Source organism: Arthrobacter sp. TB 26 (assembly GCF_000427315.1).
In the GTDB taxonomy this organism is placed as follows: domain Bacteria; phylum Actinomycetota; class Actinomycetes; order Actinomycetales; family Micrococcaceae; genus Arthrobacter.
Map to the genome: position 1 here is coordinate 1 of NZ_AUPJ01000213.1, position 6,213 is coordinate 6,213.

The window sequence follows — 6,213 nt, forward strand, 5'->3', positions numbered from 1 at the left end:
CTGAACAGCCGGTCCGGCTGGAGTCCGGGTGCCATCTGGGCCCGGGCCAGGGACAAGACGACGCCGATCGCACACAGCGACATGAGCAGCGCCGAGCCGCCGTAGGAAATGAACGGCAGCGGGATTCCCACCACGGGGGCCAGTCCCGTGACCACGGCCATGTTGACCGTGGCCTGGCCGAGCAGCCAGACCATGATGGTGCCGGCCAGGACACGGTGGAACATGTTCTTTTGGGCCACCACGACGCGGTAGATGGCGGTGCCCAGAATGGCGAAGAGGACCAGCACCACGAGGGTTCCGACGAGTCCGAGTTCCTCGCCGATGATGGCGAAGATGAAGTCGTTGTGGGCTTCCGGGATCCAGCTGTACTTCTGCCGGCTTTGGCCCAGCCCCACCCCGAACCAGCCGCCCGAGGCGAGCCCGTACAGGCCGTTGGTGGACTGGTAGTTCAGGTCGGAGCCGTCTGCGCAGGTCTGCCCGGTCCAGGACAGGATGCGGCACACGCGGTTGGGGCTGGTGATGGCCAGGATGATGGTGCCCGCGGCGATGACGACGCCGGCGATGCCGAACAGGTAGAGCCGCACTCCGGCGAAGAACAGGGCCGCCGCTGTGATCATCATGACGATCATGGCGGTGCCGAGGTCGTTGCCCATGAGGATGAGCCCGATCACTCCGGCGGCTCCCGGGAGCACGACAGGGACGAGGACATGCTTCGTCTGGGACAGCAGCTTGGCTTTGCGGTCCAGCACGGTGGCCATCCACAGGGCAAGCGCCAGTTTTGCCGCCTCGGAGGGCTGGAAGGTGAAGGGCCCGACGTCGATCCAGTTCTGGTTGCCGAGGGCGCTGCGGCCGACGAGCAGCACGAGCCCCAGCAGCACGAACGCCACAATGATGGCGATCCAGGCGCCGCGCTTGAGCCACACGACGTTGACCCGCGAGAGCAGGAACATGCCGAACAGGCCGATCCCGGCGAACATGCCCTGTTTGAGGGCGGCCGTGTAGGGCGATTCGCCTGCTGCGATGGCCTCGACGCTGGATGCGGACAGCACCATCAGGATGCCGATCGCCGTGAGCGCGAGGGTGGATCCCAGGATCAGGTAGTAGGTGGAGCCGTTGCGGGACTTTCCGGTTCCTTCCAGGGCGGACCAGAAACCCTGGTACCAGCCCCGGATCCTCCGGCCGGCCGATAGCGGGCCGGGGTGCAGCCGGGTAGCCGGCGCCTTCGCGGCGGGTTGCTTGTGGGCGGCCGGTCCGGCCGCGGGGGTACGTGTGGGCGTGCTGACCATTGTTACTCCTCGCTGGTCTGAGCCTGCCCTTCCACGAGCTCGCGGACAGCTTCGATGAAGGCGTCGCCACGGTGAGCGTAGGAAGAGAACTGATCCATGGATGCAGCCGCCGGGGCCAGGAGCACAGTGTCACCGGAGGCGGCGAGCTGCGCCGCCGACGCGACAGCCTGGGCCATCACAGTCTCACCGAAAATCGGCGAGGGCCCTGCTACGGCGGCGGCCGACCCGGCAGTCTGCACGTCTTCAGTTTCGCCCTTCCCCGCGCCGATCACGGGGACATCCGGCGCGTGTCGCTGCAGCGCGGCGTGGAGATCGCTGGAGTCTGCCCCGATCAGGACCACGGCCTTGAGCCTGCGGGCGTGCTCCTGGATGAGCGGCTCGTAGTTCACCCCTTTGGAAAGCCCTCCCGCTATCCACACAACGTTCTCGAACGCGGACAGGGACGCGGATGCGGCATGCGGGTTGGTGGCCTTGGAATCGTTGACCCACAGGACGCCGTTGTGGCGGGCGACGAGCTGGATGCGGTGGTCCCCCGGCAGGTAGTTCAGCAGGCCCTTGCGGACGGCGGCCGGCTCGACGCCGTAGGCCCGCACCAGGGCTGCAGCGGCCAGGGCGTTGGCCACCATGTGGCGCGGGGCCACGGGGCCCAGGTCCGAAACCGAGGCGAGTTCGGCGGCGCTGTCCTTGCGCTCGGCGATGAAGGCGCGGTCCACGAGGAGTCCTTCGACGACGCCGAGCATGCTCACGGCCGGCGTGAGGGTGGTGAAGGCCACCGCCCGGCAGCCCTCGACGACGTCGGCGTTTTCCACCATGCGTTCGGTTTCGATCTGCTCGGCGTTGTAGATGCAGGCCTTTTGGGTGTGTTCGTAGACTTTGGCCTTGTCCGCCAGGTAGGAGGCGTAGGAGCCGTGCCAGTCGACGTGGTCCTCGGCGACGTTGAGGCAGACGCTCGCCACCGGCGAGACGGAGTCGCTCCAGTGCAGCTGGAAGCTGGAAAGTTCGACGGCGAAGACGTCGTAGTCCACCGGATCGCGCAGGGCGTCCAGGATCGGGGTGCCGACGTTGCCGACGGCGATGGCCTTCAGCCCTGCCGCCTGGAGCATTGCTTCGGTGAGCCCGACGGTGGTGGTCTTGCCGTTGGTGCCGGTGATGGTGAGCCAGTCGGCGGTCTTGCGGCCCTTGCGTTCGCGCAGCCGCCAGGCGAGTTCGACGTCGCCCCACACCGGGATGTGGGCCCTGGCCGCGGCGGCGAGCAGTGCCTGGTCGGGCCGCCAGCCCGGGGAGGTGACGACCAGGTCAGGCTTTGCCCCGTCAATTTTGGGAACGGTCTCCACGGCGTCCGCGCCCAGCAGGACATCGGCCGCGCCGACGATCCGCAGCGTGTCCGCCTGGGCCTGCGCCGTGGGGCCGGTGGCGGCGTCCACGACGACGACGCGGGCGCCCAGTTCGATCAGGGTGTCGGCGGCGGCGAAGCCGGAGACCCCGATGCCGGTGACGACCACCCGCAGTCCGGCCCAGTCGGCGTCCCAGCTGACCAGGCTTTGGAGCCGGGGTGAGGTGGTGAGGGGTGCGGGAATCGGACCAGTCACAGGAGTACCACCCATTCGGCGTAGAAGATGCCCAGGCCGGCGGCCACAAAGAGTCCGCACAAAATCCAGAACCGGACGACAACGGTGACCTCGGCCCAGCCCTTGAGTTCAAAGTGGTGCTGGAGCGGGGCCATTTTGAAGAACCGTTTGCCCTTGGTGATCTTGAAGTAGCCGACCTGGATGATCACCGAGAGGGTGATCAGGACGAAGAGGCCGCCGATGAAGGCGAGCAGCAGTTCGGTCCGGGACAGGATGGCGAAGCCGGCGACAGCACCGCCGATGGCGAGTGATCCGGTGTCCCCCATGAAGATCTTTGCCGGTGACGTGTTCCACCACAGGAAGCCGACCAGGGCCGCGCTGAGGATGGCCGCGAGCAGGGCGAGGTCCAGCGGGTCCCGCACGCTGTAGCAGCCGGCGCCGGCCTGCCGCGGGGACCCGCAGGCCTGGTTGCTCTGCCAGATCCCCATCAGGGTGTAGGCGCCGAAGACCATGATGGACGCACCGGCGGCGAGGCCGTCGAGGCCGTCCGTGAGGTTCACGCCGTTGGTGGCGGCGGTGATGATCAGGTTCGACCACAGCACGAAGAGGATGGCGCCGACGACGGTGCCGGCGAAGGCCAGGTTCAGCCACGGGATATCGCGGACCAGGGAGATCTGGTACGACGCGGGTGTCGCGCCGCCCTCGTCCGGGAACTGCAGCGCCAGGACCGCGAAGATGATGCCCACGGCAGCCTGCAGGATCAGCTTGGCCTTGGCGTTCAGGCCCAGGCTTCGCTGCTTGGAGATCTTGATGAAGTCATCGAGGAAGCCGACCAGACCCATGCCGACCATCAGGAACAGCAGCAGCAGGGCCGAGGCGGACGGGCCCGGTGACGCCGGGTTGATCAGCCACATGACGAGGTGGGTGATGCCGTAGCTCGCGAGCACAGCAAGGACGACAACGGTGCCGCCCATGGTGGGGGTGCCGCGCTTCGTGTGGTGCGAGGTGGGTCCGTCATCCCGGATGAATTGCCCGTAGCTCTTCCGGACCAGGAAGCGGATAAACAGCGGGGTGCCCAGGAAGGCGAACAACAAGGCCAGTCCGGCGCCCATCAGCAGTGCAATCACAGCAGCGCACTCCCTTCAGTGGCGGTTCCGGCAGCGTCTGGGGGTAATGCTATCCGATCGCCCAGGTGCCGCAGCCCGATGCTGTTGGAAGACTTGAACAGCACCAGGTCACCGGGCTCAAGCTCGGCCTGCAGCAGTTCGTAGGCTTCCTCCGCGGTCTCGGCGAAGACGCACTCGTTGCCCCAGGACCCCTCGTTGACGGCGGAGACGTAGAGCGAACGTGCCTCGCGTCCGACGACGACGAGCCGGGAGATGTTGAGCCGGACCACCTGCGTGCCCACGGCCATGTGTTCGCGGATCGAATCCGGGCCCAGTTCCAGCATTGCTCCGAGCACGGCCCAGGTCCGGCGGCCCCGTCCGAGGTCGGCGAGGGTCCGCAGCGCGGCGCGCATCGACTCCGGGTTGGCGTTGTAGGCATCGTTGATGACGGTGACGCCGTCGGCCCGCTCGGTGCGTTCCATCCGCCAGCGGCTGGCGGCTGTCTGGGAGCTGAGGGAGGCGGCGATCCGCACGGCAGGGACGCCGGCGGCATGGGCCGCTGCTGCCGCTGCCAGGAGGTTGGCGGTGTGGTGGGAGCCGATCAGCTGGGCCGCAACGTGGTGCGCGGCGGCACCGCCCGGCAGGAACAGTTCGAATTCGGGGCTGCCGCCGGCATTCAGCTCGACGCCCTCGGCGCGGACCCGCTCTGCACCGGCTGCTTTTGTTCCGACTGCGTCGGTCAGCCCGTCGCCGGCCGGCCGGGCGGTGTAGCCGAGCACGGTGGCCCGGGTGCGGGCGGCCATGGCGGCGACGCGGGCGTCGTCCAGGTTGAGGACGGCGGTGCCGCCCGCCGGCAGGGCTTCGACAAGCTCGCCCTTGGCAAGGGCGATGTTCTCGACGCCGCCGAATTCGCCGGCGTGGGCCGTGCCGACGCCGAGAACCACGCCGATGTCGGGGCGGACCATCTCGGCGAGGTAGCGGATGTGGCCCACGCCCGTGGCACCCATCTCGATGACGAGGAAGCGGGTGTCGGGACCGGCTTTGAAGACCGTCAGCGGGACGCCGACTTCGCCGTTGTAGGAACCCTGCGGGGCGACGGTCTTGCCTTCCGCGCCGAGGATCCCGGCCAGCAGGTCCTTGGTGGTGGTCTTGCCGGCGGAGCCGGTGATGCCAATCACGGTCAGCGGCTCGCCGTTGGCGGCACGGCTGGCGCGGATCCGTCGGACGGCCTCCGCGGCGAGGGCCCCCATCGCCAGGACCGAGTCCTGGACCACAACGGCGGGGTAGGTGCGCCCGGCGTCGTCCGTGACATCATGCTCGACGAGAGCCAGCACGGCGCCGCGTTCGAAGGCCGCGGCGACGAAGTCGTGGCCGTCGGCGCTCTCCCCCGGCTTGGCCACGTAGAGGGAACCCGGGGTGGCTTCGCGGGAGTCGGTTACGACCGAACCGGGAGTGACGCCCGGTTCGGCGGCCAGCCGGCCTTTGGTTATGTCGGCGATTTCCGCCGCGGTAAATGCAATCATCTCGGTTTAGGACTCTATCCGCTGGTCTTCGAGAACGGTGAATCCCCGCGCTGTCAAGGCGGAGCGGAGCTCCACCCTGTCGTCAAGGGCGAGGTTGACGCCCTTGACCTCCTGCCAAATTTCGTGGCCCCGCCCTGCGACGAGGATGGTGTCGGCCGGGCCCGCGAGTTCGACGGCCTTCCGGATGGCGGCGTCGCGGGGGAAGACCTCGAGGATGCTGCACTCCAGCCCCTCGCGTTCCTTGGCCTCGACGGCACCGGCCATGACGTCGGCCCGGATCCCCGCGGCATCCTCGTCGTGCGGGTCGTCGTCGCTGATGATGACGGTATCGGCGAGCCGCGCGGCGATGGCTCCCATGGCGGGCCGCTTGCCCTGGTCCCGCTGTCCGGTGGCACCAAAGACGACGATCACACGGGCTCCCGGCTCCGGGGAACGGACGGCTTCGAGGGCCCGGGCCAGGGCGTCCGGGTTGTGGGCGAAGTCGACCACCGCTGCGGGGGCGGTTGAGACGAGCTGCATGCGGCCTGGAACAGCGACCGTGAAGGGGTCGACCGCGTCGAGGGCGGCCTGGACGGCGGCGGCACCGTGGCCGCCCGCGAGCACCATGACCGTGGCCAGCGCGGCGTTGGCGACGTTGAAGCTGCCGGGCAGCCCGGTGTGCACGCGCAACTCCGTGCCGTCGCGGTGGCGCAGGGTGAAATCGGTGCCGAGTCCGCGCGGGACCGGCGTG

5 protein-coding genes are annotated in these 6,213 nt (G+C 68.6%); all 5 read right to left on the reverse strand.

What is annotated here, in order from left to right; genetic code table 11:
• Nucleotides 1-1,286: putative lipid II flippase FtsW (gene ftsW, locus K789_RS0107530; RefSeq protein ID WP_024366227.1), on the reverse strand; the 1,286-nt coding region annotated here is incomplete at its 3' end.
• A gap of 2 nt (nt 1,287-1,288) precedes the next feature.
• Entirely contained in the window at nt 1,289-2,890 is a 1,602-nt protein-coding gene (gene murD, locus K789_RS0107535; RefSeq protein ID WP_024366228.1) for a UDP-N-acetylmuramoyl-L-alanine--D-glutamate ligase, read from the reverse strand.
• Nucleotides 2,872-3,981, reverse strand: coding sequence for a phospho-N-acetylmuramoyl-pentapeptide-transferase (gene mraY, locus K789_RS0107540; protein ID WP_024366229.1), 1,110 nt, complete (start codon nt 3,979-3,981; stop codon nt 2,872-2,874). The genes murD and mraY overlap by 19 nt, the downstream gene beginning before the upstream one ends.
• A complete protein-coding gene (locus K789_RS0107545) occupies nt 3,978-5,483 on the reverse strand; it encodes a UDP-N-acetylmuramoyl-tripeptide--D-alanyl-D-alanine ligase (protein WP_024366230.1) in 1,506 nt (501 codons plus the stop codon). Before K789_RS0107545 ends, mraY begins: the two co-directional genes overlap by 4 nt.
• 6 nt (nt 5,484-5,489) lie before the next feature.
• Nucleotides 5,490-6,213 (reverse strand): glutamate ligase domain-containing protein (locus tag K789_RS0107550; protein WP_024366231.1); only part of this gene is annotated, 724 nt, incomplete at its 5' end.

What these genes read in the sequence shown, in the direction of transcription:
- murD (WP_024366228.1), bottom strand. Translation starts at nt 2,890, where the DNA reads ATGGGTGGTACTCCTGTGACTGGTCCGATTCCCGCACCCCTCACCACC.
- K789_RS0107545 (WP_024366230.1), bottom strand. Translation starts at nt 5,483, where the DNA reads ATGATTGCATTTACCGCGGCGGAAATCGCCGACATAACCAAAGGCCGG.